Below are 23,806 nucleotides of genomic sequence, written 5' to 3' on the forward strand. Positions count from 1 at the left end.
ACAGGCCCGACAGCCATCCCCAGGAGGGAAATTGAACAAAACCCGTCATTATAAATTGGGGTGCGCCCTTAGCTTGACCCGTTGAGCGGTGGTGGGTGCAAGACGCTCAACGGCTTAGCAGCCAGCTGCCAAGTGTTTTTCAAGCGACACGAAGCACGCTCAACCTCGGGCTACTCACCACAGGCGCACGCGCGCCAGCAGCTGCATGACGAGCAAACCCAGCAAGAAGCCCAATCCGCCATACAAAATGGCTTGCAACAGGCGGTTGGTGCGGCGTTGCTCGGTCAACAGGCTGTCGAGTTCGCGGCGCAATTCGTGGGGCTTGTGTTGCAGGTAATCGTGCAGCAGCCGCGGCAGCGCGGGCAGCAGCTTGGCGTACTGCGGGGCTTCGGCCTTAAGCTGCTCCAGCAGTTTCTTGGGACCCAACTGGTCCACCATCCAGGTTTCCAGGAAAGGCTTGGCGGTGTTCCACAGGTCCAGTTCGGGGTCCAGGTCGCGGCCCAGGCCTTCAATGTTGAGCAGCGTTTTCTGCAACAGCACCAGCTGCGGCTGGATTTCCACCTGAAACCGGCGGGAGGTCTGGAACAGGCGCATCAGCACCATGCCTAGCGAAATTTCTTTCAGGGGGCGGTCGAAATACGGTTCACACACAGCACGGATGGCCGACTCCAGCTCGTCCACCCGCGTGTCGCCAGGCACCCAGCCCGATTCGATGTGCAGCTCGGCCACCCGCTTGTAGTCGCGTCGGAAAAAGGCGGTGAAGTTTTGCGCCAGGTATTCCTTGTCGAACTCGGTGAGCGTGCCGACGATGCCGAAATCGAGCGAGATATAGCGCCCAAACGTGGCCGGGTCCACACTGACCTGGATGTTGCCCGGGTGCATGTCGGCATGAAAGAAGCCGTCTCGGAACACCTGGGTGAAAAACAGGGTCACACCATCGCGCGCCAGCTTGGGAATATCGACACCCAACCGGCGTAACTCGTCCACCTTGTTGATGGGAAGACCATGCATGCGTTCCATCACCATCACCTCGGTGTGGCAATAGTCCCAGAGCATTTCCGGAATGAGCACCAGGTCCAGTCCCTGCATGTTGCGGCGCAGCTGGGCAGCATTGGCGGCTTCACGCACCAGGTCCAGTTCATCGTGCAGGTATTTGTCAAATTCGGCCACCACCTCTTTGGGTTTCAGGCGCTTGCCGTCGGCCGACAACGCATCCACCCAGCCGGCCATCATGCGCATCAGGCTCAGGTCTTTGTCGATGACCGGCAGCATGTTGGGCCGCAACACCTTGACAGCGACTTCGCGCCCACCGTGGCGGCCATCGCGCAAGGTGGCAAAGTGAACTTGTGCGATGGACGCACTGGCTACCGGCACCTGCTCGAAGTGCGAAAACACCGCGTCAAGCGGCTTGCCAAACGCACGCTCGATGGTGGCCACCGCCACGGCGCTGGGAAACGGCGGCACGCGGTCTTGCAGGCGGGCCAGCTCGTCGGCAATGTCCGGGGGCAGCAGGTCGCGGCGGGTGGACAGCACCTGCCCAAACTTCACAAAAATAGGGCCCAGCCGCTCCAGCGCCTCGCGCAGGCGCTGGCCGCGCGGAGCGTCCAGGTTGCGGCCGATGGAAACCATGCGCGTCAGCAGCCGGATGCCCCGGCCCCGAAAGCTGGAGAGCACCAGCTCGTCCAACCCATAGCGCAACACCACCCAAACGATGAATGCGCCGCGAAACAGGCGACTCATGCGGCGGTTCCGTCAGCACCCGGGGCGGTTGCAGCCGGCGCAGCCTCGGCTCGTGCGGGTGAGGCGCCTGCTGAAGCAAAAGGCGACCGGGGAAAGCCTTCGGGCTTGCGTGCCACGAACGACTTGACCGCCTGCGCCGCCGAACGGGCAAACCGCGTCAAGGTGTGGGCTGGGGCATCGCCCACGAAGCGCGACAGGTCTTCTTCTGGGTCCCAACGCACGTTGTCCACCAGCCAGGCTACTTCGGCCGCCAATTGCACGTCGCCCTGGATGTCCACCCCCGGCTTGTCACCGGCCAGCACCGTTTGCGCGAGCGCCAGAGGCGAGGTCTGGATAAGCGTAACGCGGAGTTCGGGCTGGGCGTCGGGCGCTGCACGTTCCAGCAGACCCGCTGCGGTGGGCGTGAGCGTGAGGTGAAATTCACCCCACTGCATCTTCACCGGTTTGCCTTTCTGGCGCCGCAAGCGGTCTTGTGCGGCTTTTTCCTGCATCAGCACATGGTTGAGGAACAGAACGATGCGGTTCTGCAACTCATCCACCACCCAGTCGGGCGGCCGGATGGCGCCTAACAGGGATTGCAGGAAGTTGGGAAGGGCGCCGCCAGCGGACGGTCCAGACGAAAAAACGGGGGATTCATTTTTCATGACCCCCCGATTTTGACGGATAAAGCCCGGCGCTACGGCTGCACGGGGCTCTTGTTTGCGCCGGTGGTCTACTGCAACGCTTGAACGCCCGCCACCAACCAGCCGCCCGACCCGCTCTTGGGACGGGTGATGTTCCAGACTTCACGGAACGGATTGGGCCCGGCCGACACGTCTTCGCGGATCAAGCCAGAGAATTCGACGCTGGCCATGTAGCTCGCATCCGTTTCTTCAATGCCCAGCAAGTGGGCGTCCAGCATCACCACCTCGGTCTTGTTGACCGTGCTGCCGCCCGAGCGCTCACGCTCCGACAGCTGGCTCTGGATCTGCTCCAGCATGCCGTCGGTCATCATGGCGCGCAGGCTCGGAATATCGGAGCGGTCCCAGGCTTCTTGCAGGCTGAGAAAGTTGGCTTTGGATGCCTTGAGAAAACCCTCTGCATCAAAATCTGCCGGCACACCCCAGCCCTGCGACCCGGACAAGGAAGAGCCAATGCTTGAGCCACCTGCGGCTGCTTCAGAGGCGCCGGCATGGCTCTCCCACGGACGGGCCGACGCGTCGTTACCGACATTTTTCGGGCTGTAACCCCGCGGGGTAGCGGGATCAAACTGGGAGTTGCCGCCACCATCAGCCGCCTGGTAGGCGAGCCCCGAAGGCGCGGCGCTGGAGCGGCGGCGCATCAGCATGCCCACAACGGCAATCACCACGGCAGCGAGCAGAGCGAACATGAGGAACTGGGCAAAACCCTCACCCAGTCCCAGGCTGGACGCGAGCCAGGCCAGCCCCAAGCCAGCAGCAAAACCGCCCAGCATGCCGCCCCAGGCGCGCTTCGGTGCAGCCGCAGCCGGAGCCGCAGTGCCGGCGGCAGCGGGGCGGACGGCTGCGGTTTGAGCGGGTGCAGGTGCGGCCTGCTGCGCCGGCAGCGTGCTGCTGCGCTGGGTCACATTGCCCGACTGTTTCCCAAACGACAGGCCACCACCGAGGCGCTTGGCCCAGACATCCTGCGAGCCCAAAACCATGGCGCAGACCAGCACCACCGACCACAACTTGTTGTTCACCATTTTTGTCCCCCCAAATCAAAAACCACCGTCAGATCAACATTTGATCCCCAAATGCAGCGCCACCACGCCAGCCGACAGGTTGTGCACATCCACATGGCCAAACCCGGCGCTCTTCATCAACTCCCGCAAGGCTTCCTGCCCAGGGTGCATGCGAATGGATTCGGCCAGGTAACGGTAACTGTCCTCGTCGTTGGCCACCAGACGGCCCAGCTTGGGCAGGATGTTGAACGAATACCAGTCATAAGCTTTTTCAAGCGGTTTGGCCACCCGTGAAAACTCCAACACCAGCAATTTGCCGCCAGGCTTCAGCACCCGCTGCATCTCGGCCAGTGCACGGTCTTTGTGCGTCATGTTGCGCAAACCAAACGCCACCGAAACCAAGTCAAACGAGTTGCTTTCAAAAGGCAGTTGCTCGGCATCGCATACCAGCGTGGGCAACACCACACCCAGATCGAGCAGGCGGTTGCGCCCTTCGCGCAGCATCGCCTCATTGATATCGGTATGAACCACACGGCCTGTAGGGCCCACCTTTTTGGCAAAGGCCAGCGAAAGGTCGCCGGTGCCGCCCGCGATGTCCAGCACCTGGTCGCCGGGCTGCGGGTTGGCCACCGTCAACGTGTAGCGCTTCCAGACGCGGTGCAGGCCAGCCGACATAAGATCGTTCATCACGTCGTAGCTGGGGGCTACCGAATCGAACACGCTGCGCACGTGTTGCGCTTTTTCGCGCTCGTCAACCGACTTGAAACCGAAGTGTGTAGATGCCATCAGGTGATCCTAAACGGTTAATGGCTGCCGCAAGCACTCCCGCCCTTCGGGGCCATGGGCGCATCGCGTTCCATGCCGGCTGCTTGCAGCCGAGCGTTGTAATCGGCCCACAGCTCGGTCTGCTTGGAGCCCAGAAAGTACAGGTAGTCCCAGGAAAAGATGCCACTGTCGTGACCGTCAGAAAACGTGGGTTGCACCGCGTAATTGCCCACCGGCTCCAGCGCGATGATGCCGACCTCGCGCTTGCCGGTCTGCAGCACCTCTTGCCCCGGACCGTGGCCCTGCACTTCGGCCGACGGCGAGTAGACGCGCATCAATTCAAACGGCACGTGAAACTCGCTGCCGTCAGAGAAACCAATCTCCAGCACCCGAGACTGCTGGTGCAGGGTGATGGATTGTGGCGTGGGGGTGGTTTTGTCAAGTCCGGCCATGGGTTTACTCCAATTTCATGGTTCGAGAGGGAGCGCCTGCACACAGGGCACCGCCGAGCCAGCATTGCTGGACGGCCAGTGCCGCACCCTTGAGGGGGTTGCGCTGAAAGCGGCGCGGGAGTGATTCAAAGTCACACCAACACGCGTTCGATGCCGCCTTGGTTGGCCTTGGCAACGTATTCGGGCAGCCAGTCCTTGCCCAGAATCTGGTTGGCCATTTCGACCACGATGTAGTCTGCCTCCAGCAAGCCGTTGTTCAGGTCATCGCCGTAGCGCGTCAGGCCTTGCAGGCAGCTCGGGCACGAGGTCAGCATCTTGATGTTGGCGGTTTCGCCCACCGTGCCGGCTGCGCGCAATTGTGCTTCGCCCTTCTTGATCTCTTCTTCCTTGCGGAAGCGGATCTGCGTGGAAATGTCGGGCCGCGTCACGCCCAGCGTGCCGCTTTCGCCGCAGCAGCGCTTGCTCTCCAGCACGTTGTCCCCCACCAGCGCTTTCACCGTCTTCATCGGATCCTGCAGCTTCATCGGGCTGTGGCAAGGGTCGTGGTAGAGGTAACCGCCCTGCCCGGCTGGCAAGGTAATGCCTTTTTCCAACAGGTATTCGTGGATATCGATGATGCGGCAGCCTGGGAATATCTTGTCGAATTCGTAGCCTTGCAGCTGGTCGTAGCAGGTGCCGCAGCTCACCACCACGGTCTTGATGTCGAGGTAGTTCAGTGTGTTGGCCACGCGGTGGAACAGCACCCGGTTGTCGGTGATGATCTTTTCAGCCTTATCGAACTGGCCCGAGCCGCGCTGCGGGTAACCGCAACACAAATAGCCCGGCGGCAACACGGTTTGCACACCCGCATGCCACAGCATGGCCTGCGTAGCCAGCCCCACCTGGCTGAACAAGCGCTCAGAACCGCAACCAGGGAAGTAAAACACCGCCTCGGTCTCACTCGTGGTGCCCACAGGGTTGCGGATGATGGGCACGTAGTCCTTGTCCTCGATGTCCAGCAAGGCACGCGCCGTTTTCTTCGGCAGGCCGCCGGGCATCTTCTTGTTGATGAAGTGGATCACCTGCTCTTTGATGGGTGCTGGGCCCAGCGTAGCCCGTGGCGCGCTCGTCTGCTTGCGCGCGGCAATCTTCAGCACCTTGTTGGCCAGCCGCTGGGCTTTGAATCCCACGTCCACCATGGCCGAGCGCATGAACTTGATGGTCTCGGGGTTGGTGGCGTTCAGGAAAAACATGGCCGCCGCATTCCCTGGCCGGAAACTTTTCTTGCCCATCTTGCGCAACAGGTTGCGCATGTTCATGGTCACGTCACCAAAGTCGATCTTCACCGGGCACGGCGAGAGGCACTTGTGGCACACGGTGCAGTGGTCGGCCACGTCTTCAAACTCTTCCCAGTGCTTGATGCTGATGCCGCGCCGGGTCTGCTCTTCGTACAGAAAGGCCTCCACCAGCAACGAGGTGGCCAAGATTTTGTTGCGAGGGCTGTAGAGCAGGTTGGCGCGCGGCACATGGGTCGCGCACACCGGTTTGCACTTGCCGCAGCGCAGGCAGTCTTTCACGCTGTCGGCAATGGCGCCAATGTCGCTCTGCTGCATGATCAGCGACTCGTGACCCATCAAACCGAAACTCGGCGTGTAGGCATGGCTCAGGTCGGCGCTGCGCAGGTTGGCGTCCACAGCCAGGCCTTTCACGCCGGCCATGTCGCGCAGCAGCTTGCCCTTGTTGAAGCGGCCTTCCGGGTCGACCTTGGCCTTGTATTCGGCGAAAGGCCGCAGTTCGTCGTCGGTCAAAAACTCCAGCTTGGTGATGCCAATGCCGTGTTCGCCCGAGATCACGCCGTCCAGGCTGCGCGCCAGCACCATGATGCGGCCCACCGCTTCGTGCGCGGCCTGCAGCATCTCGTAATCGTCGCTGTTGACGGGGATGTTGGTGTGCACATTGCCGTCGCCAGCGTGCATGTGCAGCGCCACCCACACACGGCCTTTGAGCACATGCTGGTGGATGGCGGTGCACTCGGCCAGGATGGCGCTAAACGCCGCCCCCGTAAAAATTTGCTGCAGCGGCGCGCGGATCTGGCTTTTCCAGCTCGCGCGCAGCGTGTGGTCTTGCAGTTGCGGGAACAGTGCATCCACATCGCGCAACCAAGTGGCCCAGAGCGAGCGCACTTCGCGCACCAGCGCCAGCGCCTGCTGCACGCGGTCTTCCAGCAGCTCGGCGCTGGGAATGTCGTTGGCGTCGTCGGTCTTGCCCAGCGGCAGGCTGCCCTTTTCGAAGAAGGTTTCCAGCGCTTCGCACAGCTTGAGCTTGTTGCGCAGCGAGAGCTCGATGTTGATGCGCTCAATGCCCTCGGTGTATTCGCCCATGCGCGGCAGCGGGATCACCACATCTTCGTTCACCTTGAAGGCGTTGGTGTGCTTGCTGATGGCCGCGGTGCGCTTGCGGTCGAGCCAGAATTTCTTGCGCGCCTCGGCGCTGATGGCCACAAAGCCTTCGCCGCTGCGGCCGTTGGCCAGGCGGATCACCTCGCTGGTCGCGCGTGCCACGGCGTCGGCGTCGTCGCCCACGATGTCGCCCACCAGCACCATCTTGGGCAAGGTGCCGCGCTTGCTCTTGGTGGCGTAGCCCACGGCCTTGAGGTAGCGGTCGTCCAGGTGCTCCAGCCCGGCAAGGATGGCGCCGCCCGGGCGCTTCATCTCGGCAAACATGAAGTCCTTGATGTCCACGATGGAGGGCACGCAGTCCTTGGGGTTGCCAAAGAATTCCAGGCACACGGTGCGCACATGCTCGGGCATGCGGTGCACCAGCCAGCGCGCGCTGGTGATCAGGCCGTCGCAGCCTTCTTTCTGGATACCCGGCAAACCGGCCAGGAACTTGTCGGTCACGTCCTTGCCCAGGCCTTCCTTGCGGAAGGTCGAGCCCGGGATCACCAGCTGTTCGGTGCGGACGTGCGTCTTGCCGTTGGCTTCGAAATACTTCAGTTCAAAGGTGGCGACCGCAGCGTCGTGGATCTTGCCGCGGTTGTGGTCCAGGCGCGTGACTTCCAGCCACTGCGCCTGCGGCGTCACCATGCGCCAGCTCACCAGGTTGTCCAGCGCCGTGCCCCAGAGCACGGCCTTTTTGCCGCCGGCATTCATGGCGATGTTGCCGCCCACGCACGAGGCTTCGGCCGAGGTCGGGTCCACCGCAAACACATGGCCCGCGCGCTCGGCCGCATCGGCCACGCGCTGCGTCACCACGCCAGCTTCGGTCCAGATCGTCGGCAGCGGCTCGGTGTGGCCGGGCACAGCCACAAACTCCACCTCGGTCATGGCTTCGAGCTTTTCGGTGTTGATCACCGCGCTCTTCCAGGTCAGCGGGATCGCACCGCCGGTGTAGCCGGTGCCGCCGCCGCGCGGCACGATGGTCAGGCCCAGCTCGAAACAGCCGCGCACCAGCTCGGCCATCTCGGCCTCGGTGTCGGGGGTGAGCACCACAAACGGGTATTCCACGCGCCAGTCGGTCGCGTCGGTCACGTGGCTGACGCGCGAGAGGCCGTCGAACTTGATGTTGTCGTGGGCGGTGAGCTTGCGCAGGGCCTTGGTGGCGCGCTGGCGCAGCGCGGCCATGTCTTCAAACGAGCGGGCAAACGCATCAACCGCGCCACGGGCCGCCGTGAGGAGTTCGCCCACCAAGGCATCGCGGACCGGGTCGTCTTGCGGGGTGCGGCGCTTGGACACCTCGCCCAGGCGGTGGTGCAAAGCATCCACCAGCTGCCGGCGGCGCTTGGGCGTGTCCAGCAGATCGTCTTGCAAGTACGGGTTGCGCTGCACCACCCAGATGTCGCCCAGCACTTCGTACAACATGCGGGCCGAACGCCCCGTGTGGCGCTCGCCACGCAGTTCGTTCAGCAAGGCCCAGGCGCGTGCACCGAGCAGCCGCATCACAATTTCACGGTCCGAGAAAGACGTGTAGTTGTAGGGAATTTCGCGCAGACGCGGCGCGTCGTCGGTAGCGTTTTCGAGGAGCGAAAGCGGGGTGAGAGCGTTCATGGGGAGTGGGCTACCAGCAGAAAGAGCTGAACAGGCAATGGTACCGCAGGGCCACATACACATACCTGGTCGCTGGGTACTGGCACACTCTGAAAACACCTGTTTCAACCCGCCCATGCAGCCAGACGCCCCGACCCTTTCCGCCCCGACACCACCCTGGCCCTACCCGCGCTGGATCGCCCACCGCGGCGCCGGTCTGCTGGCGCCAGAAAACACCCTGGCCGCGCTGCGGCTGGGCGCCAGCCACGGCTACCGCATGTTCGAATGCGACGCCAAACTGAGTGCCGATGGCGTGGCCTTCTTGCTGCACGACAGCACGTTGGAGCGGACCACCAGCGGCCAAGGCGTTGCGAGCAATCTGGACTGGGCGGCGCTCAGCCAGCTTGATGCCGGCGCCTGGCACTCAGCCGTCCATGCCGGGGAGCCACTGCCCACGCTGGCGGCCGTGGCGCGTTGGTGCATGGCCAACGGCCACTGGCTCAATATCGAGATCAAGCCCACGCCGGGAACCGAAGAACTCACCGGACGGCGGGTGGCCCTGGCCGCTGCGCAGCTCTGGGCGGGCCATGCACAGGCGCCACTACTCACCTCGTTCCGGCCCGAAGCCCTGGCCGGCGCCCAGGAAACCGCCCCGGCTTTGCCCCGCGGCCTGTTGCTGGAAACCCTGTGGCCAGGCTGGCAAAACGCCGCCCAGGCCCTGGGCTGCCAGGCTGTGGTGTGCGAGCAAGGGCTGTGGAGCGAAGCGCTCATGCACCAGGTGCACGGCTTTGGTTGGCACGGACTGGCCTACACCGTGAACGACTCCGGCGCCGCGCAGCGGCTGCTGGCGCTGGGCCTGGACGGCATCATCACCGACCGGGTGGACCGGTTTGCCCCCGACCGCTGAACCGGCTCAGCGCCGCCGCATCCACCAGCCCAGCGTGCCTTGCACCAGCACCAGCGCCGCGTAGGTGGCCATTTTTCCGTCACGGCCAAAAAACACCAGCCCAGCCAGCAGCACAGCCACGCCGGCCGCCATCAACACCGTCAGATCGATCACGCGGCTCCAGCGCGCCAAGCGTCCTTTGCTCGACCACTGGGGTGCCAGCCACAAGACAAAGCCGACCACCAGTGCGGGTGCGATGAAGCCCGCAACATGCGCCAGGAAGGCAAAGAAATTCATTGTGTGTGGGCCGGGACGTGCATAAGCGATCAATTTTATAATCTGCACATGTCTGTCTGGGCGCTCGGCATCAACCACCACACGGCTCCGCTTGATCTGCGGGGCCGGTTTGCGTTCGCGCTCGACCAAATTCAGCCCACGCTGCACGGCTACCGCCAAAGCCTGGCGCGCCAGCCCGAGGCCACCCTGCTCTCCACCTGCAACCGCACCGAGCTGTATGGCGCGGGCGACCAGGCCGCCGTCGAGCCCACGCTGGAGTGGCTGGCCCAGACGGGTGGCGTCAGCACCCATGTGTTGCGCGACCACGCCTATGTGCTGCGCGAAGACGAAGCCGCACGCCATGCGTTTCGCGTGGCCAGCGGCCTGGACAGCATGGTGCTGGGTGAGCCTCAGATCCTCGGTCAGATGAAGGACGCGGTGCGTGCCGCCAGCGACGCCGGCGCCCTAGGCTCCACGCTGCACCAGCTGTTCCAGCGCTCGTTCGCGGTGGCCAAGCAGGTGCGCACCTCCACAGAAATCGGCGCGCATTCCATCAGCATGACCGCCGCCGCCGTGCGCCTGGCGGGCCAGTTGTTTGAAGACCTGCAAGACATCAAGGTGCTGTTTGTGGGCGCTGGCGAGATGATTGAGCTTGCCGCCACCCACTTCGCGGCCAAGTCCCCCAAGAGCATGGCCATCGCCAACCGCACCCTGGAGCGCGGTGAAAAGCTGGCCAGCCGCTTTGGCGCCGAGGTGATGCGACTGGCCGATGTGCCCGACCGCCTGCACGAATTCGACGCTGTGATCAGCTGCACCGCCAGCACGCTGCCCATCATCGGCCTGGGCGCCGTGGAACGGGCTTTGAAAAAGCGCCGCCACCGCCCGATGTTCATGGTGGACCTGGCCGTTCCGCGCGACATTGAAGTGGATGTAAAAGGCCTGAACGACGTCTACCTGTACACGGTGGACGACCTTGCCGCCGTGGTCCAGACCGGCAAGGAAAGCCGGCAGGCCGCGGTGGCGCAGGCCGAAGTCATCATCGACGCGGGCGTACTCAGCTTCATGCACTGGCTGGAACAACGCGATCCGGCCAACGGCGTGGTGCCCCTGATCCAGCAGCTTCATGCCCAGGCCGATGAATGGCGTGCCGCCGAGCTGGCCCGAGCGCGCAAGCTGCTGGCCAAAGGTGAGCCGGTGGAAGCCGTGCTTGAAGCCCTTTCGCGTGGCTTGACGCAAAAAATGCTGCATGGCACCTTGGCCGAGTTGCACACCGGCGACAGCGCCGCACGCGCCGCCACCGCGCAAACGGTGTCGCGCCTTTTTCTGCGCGAAAAATCCTAGCGGCGCGTGGCCACACCCTACGGGCTCGTTGCATGCCAACGCCCCGTGGCGGTGCGGCCCCCGAACGCCCAACACACCTGGATGCATGAAACCTTTTGTCCGTAACACCCTGATGCGCCAGCGCGTGCGCCTGCACGAACTGGATGCCCTGCTCTCGGCCTCCGATGTGGTGGACAACATGGACCGGTTTCGCGCCCTCAGCCGCGAGCATGCCGACGCTTCACTGATTGTGGCCGTCTTCAACCGCTACCTGCAGCGCGAAACCGACCGAGCAGGCGCTGAGGACATGCTGCAAGACCCCGACATGGCCGAGATGGCAGAAGAAGAAATTCAGAGCGCTGACGCCGAGCTGAGCCTGCTGGATGCCGAGCTGCAGCAACTGCTGTTGCCCAAAGACCCCGACGACGAGCGCAACGCCTTCATGGAAATACGGGCCGGCACGGGCGGTGACGAGTCCGCCCTGTTTGCCGGTGATCTGGCGCGCCTGTACACCCGCTACGCCGAACGCCAGGGCTGGCAAGTGGAGGTGGTGAGCGAATCGGCGAGCGAGCTGGGTGGCTACAAAGAAGTGGTGTTGCGCATGGCCGGGCACGGTGCCTACGGCAAGCTGCGCTTTGAGTCGGGCGGCCACCGCGTGCAGCGTGTGCCGGTCACCGAAACGCAAGGCCGCATCCACACCAGCGCCGCCACCGTGGCCGTAATGCCCGAGCCGGACGAAACCGAGGCAGTCAAACTCAACCCAACCGAGCTGCGCATCGACACCTACCGCGCGAGCGGCGCCGGCGGCCAGCACATCAACAAGACCGACTCCGCCGTGCGCGTCACCCACCTGCCCACCGGCATCACCGCCGAATGCCAGGACGGCCGCAGCCAACACAGCAACAAAGCCAAGGCGCTGCAGGTGCTGACCGCGCGCCTACAAGAAAAAGACCGCAGCGAGCGCGCCGCCAAAGAGGCAGCCACCCGCAAAGGCCTGATCGGCAGCGGCGACCGCAGCGACCGCATCCGCACCTACAACTTTCCCCAGGGCCGCCTGACCGACCACCGCATCAACCTCACGCTGTACAAGTTGCTGATGGTGATGGAGGGCGACTTGGACGAGGTGATACACGCCCTGCAGGTGGCGCGCGGCACCGAGTTGTTGGCCGAACTGGAACAGCGCAACAGCCTGTGAGCACCCACCGATGAACGCCACAACCCTGCGTGACACGCTGCAACAAGCCCAACTGCACGGGCTGGAACGCCTGGACGCCCAGATGCTGCTGCTGCACGCCCTGGGCCGCTCGCCACACGACCGCGCCTGGCTGATGGCCCACGACGGCGACGCGCTGCCCGAGGCAGCAGCGGCCGACTGGCAGGCGCTGCTGCAGCGCCGCCAGACGGGCGAGCCCGTGGCTTACCTGCTGGGCGAAAAAGCCTTCTTTGGCCTGAACCTGGCCGTGGACGCCCGGGTGCTGGTGCCGCGTCCAGACACCGAGGTGTTGGTGGAATGGGCGCTGGACGTGCTGCCCGCCGCTGGTGGTCCCACACCACCCCGCGTGGCCGATCTCGGCACGGGCAGTGGCGCCATTGCGCTGGCCCTGGCACAGCAGCGGCCCGAGGCGCAGGTCAGCGCCACCGACGCCAGCGCCGACGCCCTGGCCGTGGCCCAGTCCAATGCGGCCCAGCTCGGCCTGGCGGTGGCCTTCCACTGCGGCCACTGGCTGGACGCGGTGCCAGGCCAACTGTTTAACGTGATTGCCAGCAACCCGCCCTACATTGCCGAGGGCGACCCGCACCTGCCCGCGCTGCAGTTCGAGCCCCGTTCTGCGCTAGCGGCTGGCCCCGACGGCCTGGACGACATCCGAACCATCATCGACCAGGCGGGCGACGCCTTGCTGCCCGGCGGGTGGCTGCTGCTGGAGCACGGGCACAACCAGGCAGAAGCGGTGCGAACGCTGCTGCTGCAAGCCGGATTCAAACACGTCAGCAGCCGCAACGACCTTGCGGGCATTGAACGCTGCAGTGGCGGGCACTGGCCCCAGCAGCGATAATTGACCATTTTTACGGGTCATTGTTGACCCATCCGCAAAAGGACCCTCTGTCATGAGCGACGCCCAAATCCGAATCGACCAACTGGTCAAATCCAACGACATCGTGCTGTTCATGAAGGGCAACGCGAGCTTCCCCATGTGTGGCTTTTCAGGCCGCGCCATTCAGATCTTGAAAGCCTGCGGTGTGGACCCAAAAGCAGTGAAGACCGTGAACGTGCTGGAAGACGACGGCGTGCGCCAGGGCATCAAGGAATACAGCAACTGGCCCACCATCCCGCAGCTCTACGTCAAAGGCGAGTTCATCGGCGGCTCCGACATCATGATGGAGATGTACGAGTCGGGTGAGCTGCAGCAAGTGATCACCGGCGAAGCCTGAAGCTCCACAGGGGCACCCCACCAGCCACCTTCGGGTGGCTTTGTGCTTTCTGGCGGGGCGCAGAAGGTTCAGCATGGGTCCTATCCCCGGTGAAGCGCTGGTTTTGTGAGGCTTTTCCTGCATTGAGGTCAGGCACGTCTTGTGCTTGAATCAAAGCGTCACCGAACCTCACAAGGAGAACCGCATGAGCTCACGCAGCCTGGTCGCTTCACCCTCCCTCGGTCTGCCCATCGCCCAGATGCGCAGTGTGTTCAGCGCCGACGATGTCGAGCGCAAACTGGTCAAGCTGCAAAACAGCGGCGTTGAGCGCGAGTACGAAACCCTTCGCAACACCTACCAGCGCATGCTGGAGCGAGGCCCACAGCGCTTTGCCGTCAAACCCTCGGGCGTACCCGACATGGCACCGCTCTACGACCTGCTGCCCAATTTTGGGGAGGTGCTCGACGACGTGAAGCGCCACGTCGCGCTCAGCCAAGACAGCCGGGACAGCCTGGAAGTCACACCCATCCTGCTGCTCGGACCACCCGGTGTGGGAAAAACCCATTTCGCCCGCCAGATCGCGGACCTGCTGGGCACCAGCATGAGCCTGGTGCCTATGAGCTCCATGACCGCAGGCTGGCTGCTGTCGGGCTCATCGTCCCAATGGAAAGGCGCCAAACCTGGCAAGGTGTTTGAAGCCCTGGTGGATGGTCAGTACGCCAACCCGGTCATCGTGGTGGACGAGATCGACAAAGCCAGCGCCGACGCGCAATACGACCCGCTGGGCGCACTTTACAGCCTGCTGGAACACGACACCGCCCAGAGCTTTGTGGACGAGTTCGCTGAGGTGCCCATTGACGCGAGCCAAGTGATCTGGATCACCACCGCCAACGACGAGCGTGCCATTCCCGAACCCATACTCAATCGCATGAATGTGTTTGAAATTGCGCCGCCCTCACCCGATGCAGCGCGCAAAATTGCGGCCCATCTGTACCGGGGCATTCGCAGCGAACACGACTGGGGCCAACGCTTCGACCCAGAACCGGCAGACGATGTGCTGGGTCAACTGGCGAGCCTGGCGCCGCGCGAAATGCGCCGCGCGCTGGTCACCGCCTTTGGCAACGCGCGCCTGGACAACCGCTACAGCTTGGAAGCCGACGACCTGCCGCGCCAGGGTGCAGGCAAAAGCCGCATCGGCTTTCTGCAATAGGGCCAGGTCGTGGCGCCTAGTTCAGGCGTCGGCGTGGACCCAGTTCTTGGCTGCCGCGTACACCGCATTGGGGTATTCGGCACGCCCACGGCTGCCGTTGTAGCGGCCCAGCGCGAGAAAGGTGTCGCCGCGCTCACGGTCCAGGTAGTGGCGAAAAATCACACAGCCAAAGCGCAGGTTGGTCTGCATGTTGAACAATTTGCCCGGATCGCCGTCACCAATCAGCCGCGACCAGAAGGGCATGATCTGCATGTAACCGCGTGCCCCCACGCGTGAGATGGCGAACTTGCGAAACGCACTTTCCACCTGAATCAAGCCCAGCACCAGCGTCGTGTCCAAGCCAGCTCGGCGCGACTCGTACCAGACGGTCTGCAAAAACTCGATCCGCGTTTGAAAGTCGGTTTTTCTGCGGTGCAATCGGTCGCTCATGGCGCCAAGCCAACGCAGGTGCGCCAAACGCGCCTCCAGGCTGGCGAATTCGGGCACCGGCGGGGCGTGGTTGGCAATAGCAGCACTCAGGGCGCCCCGCACCGAATCGGCCAAAGGCTCCTCAAGCTGCCCACCAGCGGCCACCAGAGGCAGCACCGGCAACCCCAGCCCAACACTCCAGGAAGCCACGGAAATCAGACAGCTGCGGCGGCTCACCAGCAGCGTCTCCGCACCAGCCCAGGGCACGCTGGCGCGCTCAACCAACGCCGTCATTGCCCGAATTTGCCCTTCAGCACCGCGAGAATGTCAGCGGCCGCCACCTGGGTGGGAGCTGCGTCACGGCGGTGCTGGTATTCCACCTGGCCGGCCTTCAGCCCACGGTCGCCAATCGTCACGCGGTGCGGCACACCAATCAGCTCCCAGTCGGCAAACATGGCGCCGGGCCGCTCACCACGGTCGTCCAGTATCACGTCCACGCCGGCCGCCAGCAGCTGCTCGTGCAATTGCTCTGCAGCGGCCTTCACTTCGGGGCTGCGGTCCATGCCAATCGGACAGATCACCACCGTGAACGGTGCCAGCGCGTCGGGCCAGATGATGCCGCGCTCGTCGTGGTTCTGCTCAATCGCAGCCGCAGGCAAGCGGGTGATGCCGATGCCGTAGCAGCCCATTTCAAAGTGCGCAGGTTTGCCGTCTTCACCCAGAAACGTGGCGCCCATGGCGCGCGAGTATTTGGTGCCCAGATAAAACACATGGCCCACCTCAATGCCGCGTTCGATCGCCAACACGCCCAGGCCGTCTGGCGAAGCGTCACCCTCCACCACGTTGCGGATATCGGCCACCAGATCGGGCTCGGGCAGATCACGCCCCCAGTTGACGCCTGTCATGTGAAAGTCGGCCTCGTTGGCACCGCAGATCCAATCGGCCATCACCGCCACCTCGCGGTCAGCGATCACCTGCACCGGCTGCTTCAGGTTCACCGGGCCCAGGTAACCGGGCTTGCTGCCAAAGTGGGCCTCAATTTCCGGCACGGTGGCAAAGCGGAAGCCCAAATCGAGCCCCGGCAACTTGCCCACCTTCACCTCGTTCATATCGTGGTCGCCACGCAGCAGCAGCAACCAGATGCGCGACTTCACAATTTCGTCGCGCTCGTTGATGTCGTCGGTAGCCAACACCAGCGACTTCACCGTGCGGGCCAGCGGTACGCCCAGCAACTCGGCCACGTCGGCGCAGGTGCTCTTGCCCGGCGTGGGCGTTTTCACCATCGGGTTGGCCGCTGCCGAGCGCGCGCCGGCGGGCGCCAGCGCTTCGGCCTTCTCCATGTTGGCTGCGTAATCGCTCGTGGGGCAATACACGATCGCGTCTTCGCCAGTGGCGGCGATCACCTGGAATTCTTCACTCAGGTCGCCGCCAATGGCGCCGCTGTCTGCGGCCACCGCGCGGTAGCGCAAACCGAAGCGGTCAAAAATGCGCCGGTAGGCGGCTGCCATCGTCTGGTAGCTGGCCTGCGCGGCACCGCCGTCGCGGTCGAAGCTGTACGCATCTTTCATGATGAACTCACGCCCCCGCATCAGACCGAAACGCGGCCGTCTTTCGTCGCGGAATTTGGTTTGAATCTGGTACAGATTCTTGGGCAGCTGCTTGTAGCTGCGCAATTCCTGGCGGGCGATGTCCGTGATCACCTCCTCACTGGTGGGCTGCACCACAAAGTCGCGCCCATGGCGGTCCTTGATGCGCATCAGCTCCGGCCCCATCTTCTCGAAGCGCCCGGTTTCCTGCCAAAGCTCTGCGGGCTGAATCACCGGCATGGTGAGCTCAACCGCCCCGGAGCGGTTCATCTCCTCACGCACGATGGCCTCCACCTTGTGAATAACCCGCAAGCCCATGGGCATGTAACTGTAGATACCGGCACCCAGTTTCTTCACCATGCCGGCACGGGTCATGAGCTGGTGGCTGACAACCTCGGCATCCGCCGGGGCTTCCTTGAGGGTGGTGATCAGAAACTGGGAAGCTTTCATGGAATCGGCTGCCACGTTGGCAGAAGTAAAGTTGGCCGTTGGGGAGGGATCGCGCCACAGCCATGGCGGCATGCCCGGCAGACTAGGGCATACCCGCATGCGTTCGGGCGCAATACAGGTGGGTGATCACTTCGCAAGCCCCGGTTGGCGATGCATAATGAACACAGTTTAAAAATTTGGGGTTGATTATGCTTGACAGAGAAGGCTTCAGGCCCAATGTCGGCATCATTCTGCTCAACCAGAGAAACCAGGTGTTTTGGGGCAAGCGCATACGCTCCCATTCCTGGCAGTTTCCGCAGGGTGGTATCGACCGGGGCGAGACACCCGAACAGGCGATGTACCGCGAGCTGCACGAGGAAGTGGGTTTGATGCCCGAACACGTGAGCATTGTGGCCCGCACGCGGGACTGGTTGCGCTACGAGGTGCCTGACCGTTTCATCCGGCGCGATGCGCGTGGACATTACAAAGGACAAAAGCAGATCTGGTACCTGTTGCGCCTGGTTGCGCAGGACTGGAACCTGAATCTGCGCGCAACCAGCCACCCAGAGTTTGATGCCTGGCGCTGGCACGACTACTGGGTACCGCTGGACGTGGTGGTCGAGTTCAAACGCGGCGTTTACGAAATGGCGCTGACCGAACTGGCCCGCTACCTGCCGCGAAACGACACCCGCAACCGCTTTCTGCGGGGCGGCATGCGCCTGCGATTGGCCGAAGATGGTACATCCAACATGTCGTTCCCCAGCATGCCACCGGGGCTGGAACTTCCACCCGGTGCGAGCTTTGACCCCGACCCGCAGAGTGACAACCGGGCGTGAGAAACCGGTGCTCAACGACAAGACATCCAACAGACCGTCTCGGCGCTTGTAGATGACGCCCAATAAAGTCTGAATTTCGTGATCAGAGCATCATGGAGAAAGAAAGCGCAAGAAGTCAGACACTGGAGCAACTTCACGAACGCCGCAAGCAAGTTGTGAGGCTGTACATACAAGGCACCAAGATCATGCAGATCGTCACGATGACGGGACTGAGCTACCCGACCGTACGAACGGCTATCGATCTATTTGCCGCTGGCGGCTGGGGTGCGATACGTCCCGCTGTTCGTGGGCGAGCCAGAGGCGATGGCCGGGTGCTCAGTGCGGCGCAGGAAGAAACGATCCAGCGCCTGATCCTCGACAAACGTCCCGAGCAACTCAAGATGGATTTCAGCTTGTAGAGCCAGGCTGCAGTGGGTCAGCTCATCGAACAAAAATTTGGCATCAAGCTGCAAGTGAGCAGTGTTGGCAAGTGCCTCACCCGCGGGAGCTTCACACCGCAAAAGCCCAGCAAGCGCGCCTACGAGCAAAGCCCTGCTGCCGTGCAAGCTTGGCTGGAGGGCGAGCACCTGGACATCGAGCAACGCGCCAGGGCCGAGGGGGCTGAGATTCATTGGGGCGACGAGACGGCTTCGGTCAACACCGATGTACGCGGCAGAAACTTTGCACCAGCGGGCAAAACACCGGTGGCCATGGCCGTGGGCGGTACCCGTCAAAAGCTCTCCATGATTGCCAAGGTGACCAACCAGGGCAAGACGCGCTTGAGCTGTTCTACCTGCCCAGCTAATGCCCAAAAATCAACCCAGATGAGCGGCTCAACGCGGACTTGAAACAAGGGATGGGCAAACGCGTGCCAGTGCGAACCAAGGCCAAGCTAAGCGATACGGCCAACGATCACATGGCGATGCTGGAGCGAAACCCCAAGCGCGGCATGAGCGACCTCCAGGACCGGCACGTTCGCTATGCGGCTTAAGACTTCACAGGGCCGCAACAATATAGGCATTGGGATGGGCTGAGTGGGAGAAACTGCGAAGATCGCACAAGCTTCCTCGGCGAGCACCTGGCTCAGGCGATTCCCTTGCAAACATTTTGGTCACCCGCTGATGCTCTCTTCGCGTTATGAGGGCCGGGCTGCGTGCAAGACAGGCCGTCAAACGGCCGCCGGGCGTGCCAATAGCAGTGCAGCCGCTGACGGCGCAAGCGCGTCAGCCTCGCGTGAGCACCAAGTTGTCGCGGTGGATCATTTCGGGCTCGGCCGAATAGCCCAGCAGGCGCTCAAAGTCGCTTGAAGCCTTGCGGCAGATCAGCCGCGCTTCCGAGCTGGCGTAGTTGGCCAGACCGCGGGCAATTTCCAGACCATTGGCGTCTCGCACAGCAATCACGTCGCCGCGCGAAAAATCGCCCTCCACGGCGGTCATGCCGATCGGTAGCAGGCTCTTGCCGTCGCTCACGATTTTGCCCACTGCGCCAGCATCCACACACACCGAGCCACGCAATTGCAAATGGTCAGCCATCCAGCGCTTGCGGGCCTGGTTCTTGGGCGTCTGCGCCAGCAGGCAGGTACCGATGGCTTCCCCGCCGCACAGACGCATGAGCACCTGCGGCTCGCGCCCCCAGGCGATGACGGTCGAAGCACCCGAACCAGCAGCCCGTTTGGCCGCCAAAATTTTGGTGATCATCCCGCCCTTACCAATGCCCGAGCCAGCCCCACCAGCCATCGTTTCAAGCTGAGGGTCACCCGCACGGGCAACATGAACGAACTTTGCAGACGGGTCTCGCCGCGGGTCCGCGGTGTAAAGACCTTTTTGGTCGGTCAAAATGACCAAGGCATCGGCTTCCACCAAGTTGGCCACGAGCGCACCAAGGGTGTCGTTATCACCAAACTTGATTTCATCGTTGACCACGGTGTCGTTTTCATTGATCACCGGCACCACGCCCAATTGCAACAGCGTGAGCAATGTTGATCGTGCATTGAGATAGCGTTCTCGATCGGCCAGATCAGCGTGCGTCAGCAACACTTGGGCGCTGCCCACGCCGCACTCTCGCAGCTTGGTCTCGTACATCTGTACCAAACCCATTTGCCCCACGGCAGCCGCCGCCTGCAGCTCATTGATTTCCCTCGGCCGAACGGTCCAGCCCAGGCGCTTCATGCCTTCGGCAACGGCGCCGCTGCTCACCATGATCAGTTCCCGACCATCTTTGACCAAAGCCGCCAGCTGCTGGCTCCATTGCCCGATGGCCTCTTCGTCCAGACCCCTGCCTTCGTTCGTGACCAGGCTAGAACCCACCTTGACCACGATGCGGCGGGCGTTCTTCAAAAGGGCCGCGGAGGCAGCCTGTTGCTGGGTGTTGAGGGAAACATCTAGCGTCATGTTGGTTCAAACGTGGTCAACATCGGGAGTTCGCATGGGCAAATCAAGTCGGGTCTGGCGCCGCTGCAAAACGAGGGTCAACCTCGACCGGCTGCTGAGCCTGGTGCACTTGCGCGATGTGCTGGTACACCTTTTGAACCAGCAACTCGCAACCCTCACGCGTTAACGCGGAGATCTCGAACACCGGCCCTTTGTATTTCAAGCGTTTCACAATGTCCTTCACCCGAGCCTCGCGCTCATCGGTTGGCACCATGTCCAGCTTGTTCAACACCAGCCAGCGCGGCTTGTCGTACAGCGACTGATCGAATTTTTTCAGTTCGGCCACGATCGCTTTGGCCTGCGCGACCGGGTCAACCCCTTCGTCGAAAGGCGCCACATCCACAAGATGCAGCAGCAGGCGGGTGCGCTGCAGGTGGCGCAAAAACTGGTGACCCAGACCCGCACCTTCCGAGGCGCCTTCGATCAAGCCAGGCACATCGGCCACGACAAAGCTCTTTTCAGGCGCCACGCGAACCACGCCCAGATTGGGGTGCAGCGTGGTGAAAGGATAGTCGGCAATCTTGGGACGGGCATTGGAAATGGCAGAGATCAGGGTGGACTTGCCGGCATTGGGCATACCCAGCAGACCCACATCGGCCAGCACCTTCAGTTCCAGCTTGAGCGTGCGCCGCTCACCCGCCCAGCCCATCGTCTTCTGACGCGGTGCACGGTTCGTCGAGCTCTTGTAGTGCATGTTGCCGAAGCCTCCATCACCACCCTTGGCGATGGTGATCTGCTCACCGGGCTGCAGCAGCTCGTGCAAGACCTCACCCGTTTCGGCATCCGCAATGATGGTGCCCACCGGCATCTTGAGCACGATGTCGTCGCCCTTTACACCAAACATGTCCGAGCCTTTGCCGTGCTCGCCCCGGTGTGCTTCAAACCGGCGTGTGTAGCGAAAATCAACCAACGTATTCAAGCTGGCATCGGCCACCGCGTAAATGTTGCCACCGCGACCGCCATCGCCCCCATCGGGGCCGCCAAACTCCTTGTACTTTTCATGCCGGAACGATGCGCAGCCGTTGCCGCCATCGCCCGCAGCGACATCGATCGTAGCTTCGTCCACAAATTTCATGACATCTCTTCCCAGGAACAACTGACACAACAATGACCAATACAAAAAGCCCGCACAGGCGGGCCTTTTGTATTCAGGACATCACCAGCGCCGGCAGACTGCGAGGTTTTCACAAACCCGGCAGCCACACCGGCAGGCCCCATCACAAAGGTGTGATGTTGACCGTCTGGCGGTTCAGCGCGCCTTTGATGGCGAAGCTGACACGGCCATCGACCGTCGCAAAAATGGTGTGATCCTTGCCCAAACCGACGTTCATGCCGGGATGGAACTTGGTACCACGCTGGCGCACGATGATCGAACCTGCGCTGACCACTTCACCGCCAAACGCTTTCACGCCGAGCATCTTGGGCTTGGAATCGCGCCCGTTTCGCGTTGAGCCGCCGCCTTTTTTCTGTGCCATGTTGACTTACTCCTCAGGCTGCGATCGACGAAATCTGCAGTTCGGTGAAATTTTGACGGTGACCTTGGCGCTTCTGGTAGTGCTTGCGACGACGCATCTTGAAGATGTGTACCTTGTCGTGCCTGCCATGCGACAAAACCGTGACTGTGACCGTTGCGCCGGAAACCAAGGGAGTGCCTACCTTGATCTCGCTGCCGTTACCGACAGCCAGAACCTGGTCAAACACGATCTCTTGGCCCACATCCGCAGCAATCTGTTCTACTTTAATTTTTTCGCCAGCAGCAACACGATACTGTTTGCCGCCGGTTTTTATGACCGCGTACATATGAACCTCTTGTAAAAAATCCACGAATGGATATTCGGCAGACCAAATTCCACCGAACTCGAAATTATAGCACGGGTTAACGAGCAAATCAAGCACAGCCCTGAAAGACAACGCCTCGCGTCCCGGCATGCAGCACACTGCCCGGTTGCACAGCCCGTGGAGAGCCGCTCCCGTTTCTATAATCTGGCACTGCTTTTCGAAAAGCCCACCAGCCGCAGACCCACCTTGACCAATCCTTCCAGCCCTCCAGCCAACCCGTTGGACCTCATCGAACCCGACATGCATAGGGTTGACCAAGTCATCAGCGAACGGCTCACCACCGAAGTGCCCTTGGTGCGCGAGGTGGCGCAGTACATCATTTCAGCCGGTGGCAAAAGGCTGCGCCCCGCCCTGCTGCTGCTCATGAGTGGCGCACTGAACAATCACAATACCCACCGCCACACCCTGGCCGCAGTGGTGGAGTTCATACACACAGCCACACTGCTTCACGACGACGTGGTGGACGAGTCGACACTGCGCCGTGGACGCGAAACGGCGAATGAGCGCTTTGGCAACGCCGCCAGCGTGCTAGTGGGTGACTTTTTGTATTCCCGTGCGTTTCAGATGATGGTGGACGTGAACAACATGCGCGTGATGCAGGTGCTCTCAGACGCGACCAATGTGATCGCCGAAGGCGAGGTGCTGCAGCTCATGAACATGCGCGATGCCTCGCTAAGCGAGGCAAATTATCTGCGTGTAATCCGCTCCAAAACCGCGAAACTGTTTGAAGCCAGCGCTAGGCTTGCTCCCATCTTGGCAGGCGCCGACGTCCAGACCGAGGAGGTGTGCGCCACCTATGGCCAGGCGCTGGGCACAGCGTTTCAGGTGATTGACGACGTGCTTGACTACGAGGGCAAGGCCGAAGAGCTTGGAAAAAATCTGGGAGACGACCTGCGCGAAGGCAAAGTGACTCTGCCCATCATCTGCGCCCTCAAAACTGCTTCAGCTCCGCAGCAACGGCTAATCCGCCATGCCATTGAGCGGGGTGATTCAGCCCACCTGGACGACATCTTGGCCATCATTCTTGAGACCGGCGCACTGGACACTGCTCGGGCAAGCGCCATGGCTGAAGCGCAGCGCGCCGCCGATGCGGCCAGACAGCTTCCCAACAACGAATACAGTGCGGCTTTGCTAGCGTTGGCAACCGGGTTAATGGGTCGCCGCTCCTGAGAAGGATCCGTCGATCGCGCTTGCCAGCAAACCACGTGGGAAGCTTCAACAGCAGCGAATACCGCGGACAGGTCTGCACAGTTCGAGGAGAAACAGCTGACTGAAAGCGGAGCCATCGAAAGCACTGCACGCAGCCGCAAATGTCAAGACGGCGTGAACCGTTTCGCACCGACCACCCTGGCTTGGCTGAGTTGCTTTCTGGTCCACCGCCTTGAGCGGCTCAGCAACATCAAGATCAAGGGCGCTATAGTGCGAGCACGCAACCCTAGTACGCAGCCAATTCCTCGACCTGCGACTGAACTCACCCGAGAGCAAGTTGCGCGACAAACCCATCGTTGCGTTTCGGCCTGCAATTGCTTTCTGCGAAGAATTTTCCGCAATAGCAGC

General features: G+C 62.4%; 21 protein-coding genes and 1 pseudogene. 9 read left to right on the forward strand and 13 right to left on the reverse strand.

The window, feature by feature from the left end; genetic code table 11:
• Positions 1-174: 174 nt before the first annotated feature.
• The 6 genes from ubiB to ACTG4K_RS03465 all read right to left on the reverse strand — a co-directional run bounded on the left by ubiB (position 175) and on the right by ACTG4K_RS03465 (position 8,663).
• Entirely contained in the window at positions 175-1,740 is a 1,566-nt protein-coding gene (ubiB, locus tag ACTG4K_RS03440; RefSeq protein ID WP_439112798.1) for a ubiquinone biosynthesis regulatory protein kinase UbiB, read from the reverse strand.
• Positions 1,737-2,384 carry a ubiquinone biosynthesis accessory factor UbiJ gene (locus ACTG4K_RS03445; protein WP_439112799.1) on the reverse strand — a complete coding sequence of 216 codons (648 nt, stop codon included), beginning with the start codon at positions 2,382-2,384 and terminating at the stop codon, positions 1,737-1,739. Before ACTG4K_RS03445 ends, ubiB begins: the two co-directional genes overlap by 4 nt.
• A 68-nt stretch (positions 2,385-2,452) precedes the next feature.
• Positions 2,453-3,442: a Tim44 domain-containing protein gene (locus ACTG4K_RS03450; protein ID WP_439112800.1), complete on the reverse strand. Its 990-nt coding sequence runs from the start codon at positions 3,440-3,442 to the stop codon at positions 2,453-2,455.
• Between the two features lie 33 nt (positions 3,443-3,475).
• Positions 3,476-4,207: a bifunctional demethylmenaquinone methyltransferase/2-methoxy-6-polyprenyl-1,4-benzoquinol methylase UbiE gene (gene ubiE / locus ACTG4K_RS03455; RefSeq protein ID WP_439112801.1), complete on the reverse strand. Its 732-nt coding sequence runs from the start codon at positions 4,205-4,207 to the stop codon at positions 3,476-3,478.
• A gap of 17 nt (positions 4,208-4,224) precedes the next feature.
• Positions 4,225-4,638 (reverse strand): gamma-butyrobetaine hydroxylase-like domain-containing protein, encoded by a 414-nt coding sequence (locus ACTG4K_RS03460; RefSeq protein WP_439112802.1) that lies wholly within the window; start codon positions 4,636-4,638, stop codon positions 4,225-4,227.
• Positions 4,639-4,769: 131 nt separating this feature from the next.
• Positions 4,770-8,663, reverse strand: a complete 3,894-nt coding sequence (locus tag ACTG4K_RS03465) for a DUF3683 domain-containing protein (protein ID WP_439112803.1) — start codon at positions 8,661-8,663, stop codon at positions 4,770-4,772.
• Positions 8,664-8,778: 115 nt separating this feature from the next.
• Here ACTG4K_RS03465 and ugpQ point away from each other — a divergent pair, with 115 nt between their 5' ends.
• Positions 8,779-9,549 carry a glycerophosphodiester phosphodiesterase gene (gene ugpQ, locus ACTG4K_RS03470; RefSeq protein WP_439112804.1) on the forward strand — a complete coding sequence of 257 codons (771 nt, stop codon included), beginning with the start codon at positions 8,779-8,781 and terminating at the stop codon, positions 9,547-9,549.
• A gap of 6 nt (positions 9,550-9,555) precedes the next feature.
• On the opposite strand, the gene ACTG4K_RS03475 is transcribed toward ugpQ, so the two are convergent.
• The gene (locus tag ACTG4K_RS03475) at positions 9,556-9,825 is read right to left on the reverse strand and encodes a hypothetical protein (protein ID WP_439112805.1); all 270 of its coding nucleotides are present in this window, start codon (positions 9,823-9,825) and stop codon (positions 9,556-9,558) included.
• 48 nt (positions 9,826-9,873) lie between these two features.
• On the opposite strand from ACTG4K_RS03475, the gene hemA reads away from it, so the two are divergent.
• The 5 genes from hemA (at position 9,874) to ACTG4K_RS03500 (ending at position 14,743) form a co-directional block, all read left to right on the forward strand.
• The gene (gene hemA / locus ACTG4K_RS03480) at positions 9,874-11,145 is read left to right on the forward strand and encodes a glutamyl-tRNA reductase (RefSeq protein ID WP_439112806.1); all 1,272 of its coding nucleotides are present in this window, start codon (positions 9,874-9,876) and stop codon (positions 11,143-11,145) included.
• A gap of 85 nt (positions 11,146-11,230) precedes the next feature.
• Positions 11,231-12,319, forward strand: a complete 1,089-nt coding sequence (gene prfA, locus ACTG4K_RS03485) for a peptide chain release factor 1 (RefSeq protein WP_439112807.1) — start codon at positions 11,231-11,233, stop codon at positions 12,317-12,319.
• Positions 12,320-12,329: 10 nt separating this feature from the next.
• Positions 12,330-13,178 (forward strand): peptide chain release factor N(5)-glutamine methyltransferase, encoded by an 849-nt coding sequence (gene prmC / locus ACTG4K_RS03490; protein WP_439112808.1) that lies wholly within the window; start codon positions 12,330-12,332, stop codon positions 13,176-13,178.
• Between the two features lie 52 nt (positions 13,179-13,230).
• Positions 13,231-13,554, forward strand: a complete 324-nt coding sequence (grxD, locus tag ACTG4K_RS03495) for a Grx4 family monothiol glutaredoxin (RefSeq protein WP_439112809.1) — start codon at positions 13,231-13,233, stop codon at positions 13,552-13,554.
• A 184-nt stretch (positions 13,555-13,738) separates the two neighbouring features.
• The gene (locus tag ACTG4K_RS03500) at positions 13,739-14,743 is read left to right on the forward strand and encodes an AAA family ATPase (protein WP_439112810.1); all 1,005 of its coding nucleotides are present in this window, start codon (positions 13,739-13,741) and stop codon (positions 14,741-14,743) included.
• Positions 14,744-14,764: 21 nt separating this feature from the next.
• On the opposite strand, the gene ACTG4K_RS03505 is transcribed toward ACTG4K_RS03500, so the two are convergent.
• The gene (locus ACTG4K_RS03505; RefSeq protein WP_439112811.1) at positions 14,765-15,445 is read right to left on the reverse strand and encodes a lytic transglycosylase domain-containing protein; all 681 of its coding nucleotides are present in this window, start codon (positions 15,443-15,445) and stop codon (positions 14,765-14,767) included.
• Positions 15,442-17,187 carry a proline--tRNA ligase gene (locus ACTG4K_RS03510; protein WP_439112812.1) on the reverse strand — a complete coding sequence of 582 codons (1,746 nt, stop codon included), beginning with the start codon at positions 17,185-17,187 and terminating at the stop codon, positions 15,442-15,444. The genes ACTG4K_RS03505 and ACTG4K_RS03510 overlap by 4 nt, the downstream gene beginning before the upstream one ends.
• 188 nt (positions 17,188-17,375) lie before the next feature.
• On the opposite strand from ACTG4K_RS03510, the gene ACTG4K_RS03515 reads away from it, so the two are divergent.
• Together ACTG4K_RS03515 and ACTG4K_RS03520 are read left to right on the forward strand one after the other, a co-directional pair.
• Entirely contained in the window at positions 17,376-18,002 is a 627-nt protein-coding gene (locus ACTG4K_RS03515) for an RNA pyrophosphohydrolase (RefSeq protein WP_439112813.1), read from the forward strand.
• A 92-nt stretch (positions 18,003-18,094) separates the two neighbouring features.
• A pseudogene (locus tag ACTG4K_RS03520) lies at positions 18,095-18,972 on the forward strand (IS630 family transposase).
• A 232-nt stretch (positions 18,973-19,204) separates the two neighbouring features.
• On the opposite strand, the gene proB reads toward ACTG4K_RS03520, so the two are convergent.
• From proB to rplU, 4 genes are all read right to left on the reverse strand, one after another.
• Complete coding sequence (gene proB, locus ACTG4K_RS03525; RefSeq protein ID WP_439112814.1) at positions 19,205-20,371, reverse strand: glutamate 5-kinase; 1,167 nt, start codon at positions 20,369-20,371, stop codon at positions 19,205-19,207.
• 43 nt (positions 20,372-20,414) lie between these two features.
• Positions 20,415-21,485: an Obg family GTPase CgtA gene (cgtA, locus tag ACTG4K_RS03530; RefSeq protein WP_439112815.1), complete on the reverse strand. Its 1,071-nt coding sequence runs from the start codon at positions 21,483-21,485 to the stop codon at positions 20,415-20,417.
• 142 nt (positions 21,486-21,627) lie between these two features.
• Positions 21,628-21,885: a 50S ribosomal protein L27 gene (gene rpmA / locus ACTG4K_RS03535; protein WP_439112816.1), complete on the reverse strand. Its 258-nt coding sequence runs from the start codon at positions 21,883-21,885 to the stop codon at positions 21,628-21,630.
• Between the two features lie 13 nt (positions 21,886-21,898).
• The gene (gene rplU / locus ACTG4K_RS03540; protein WP_304831029.1) at positions 21,899-22,210 is read right to left on the reverse strand and encodes a 50S ribosomal protein L21; all 312 of its coding nucleotides are present in this window, start codon (positions 22,208-22,210) and stop codon (positions 21,899-21,901) included.
• Between the two features lie 279 nt (positions 22,211-22,489).
• On the opposite strand from rplU, the gene ACTG4K_RS03545 reads away from it, so the two are divergent.
• Positions 22,490-23,419 (forward strand): polyprenyl synthetase family protein, encoded by a 930-nt coding sequence (locus ACTG4K_RS03545; RefSeq protein ID WP_439113133.1) that lies wholly within the window; start codon positions 22,490-22,492, stop codon positions 23,417-23,419.
• Positions 23,420-23,806 lie beyond the last annotated feature (387 nt).

The sequence above is a fragment of the Hydrogenophaga sp. genome (assembly GCF_965657535.1).
In the GTDB taxonomy this organism is placed as follows: Bacteria; Pseudomonadota; Gammaproteobacteria; order Burkholderiales; family Burkholderiaceae_C; genus Hydrogenophaga.